This window comes from Vibrio sp. 811, from assembly GCF_033339195.1.
In genome coordinates, this window is record NZ_JAWOUB010000831.1 from 1 (window position 1) to 544 (window position 544).

Annotated in this window: 1 protein-coding gene; it reads left to right on the forward strand. The window is 43.2% G+C overall.

Going from position 1 to position 544, the window contains the following annotated elements; genetic code table 11:
- Positions 1–170: 170 nt before the first annotated feature.
- The coding region (locus tag R7Q46_RS29645) for a GntR family transcriptional regulator (RefSeq protein ID WP_318078649.1) at positions 171–544 on the forward strand (374 nt) is incomplete at its 3' end.

A 544-nucleotide genomic window follows, 5' to 3' on the forward strand; every position in this document is an offset into this window, starting at 1 on the left:
TAACAGGCAACATACACTTAGCTAAATGGTTCAAAAAGGCACCAGTTGGTGCCTTTTAATTCACTCTACTTCTCAAAACCTTATTTCGTAGTTGGCTTAAGCCGGAAAAACAATAAACTACTAGAGTTAAATGGATTGGATACAATATTTATTTTTGAGGGGAGCCTTCAATGTCACAAAAACCTGTTTTTAAGACGCGTACTCAGCTCGTTGAAGAAGCAATTCGAACTCAGATCCTGAAGGGCGAGTTAAAAACTGGTCAGCCTTTACGTCAGGATGCGTTAGCAAAAGAGTTCAATGTCAGCCGAATTCCTGTGCGTGAAGCACTAGTACAATTGGAAGCGCAGGGTTTAGTCAGTTTCGAGCCACATAAAGGCGCGACAGTGACTGAACTGTCTCCAGATAAAATCGATGAGCTATTTGAACTGCGTGCAGTTGTGGAATGCCACATTCTGGAACGTGCGATTCAAAACATGACGGATGAAGATCTAGAACGCGCTCGTGAAGTTCGTGAACGCTTCGAAGCGGTGGTAAATAGTGGCGA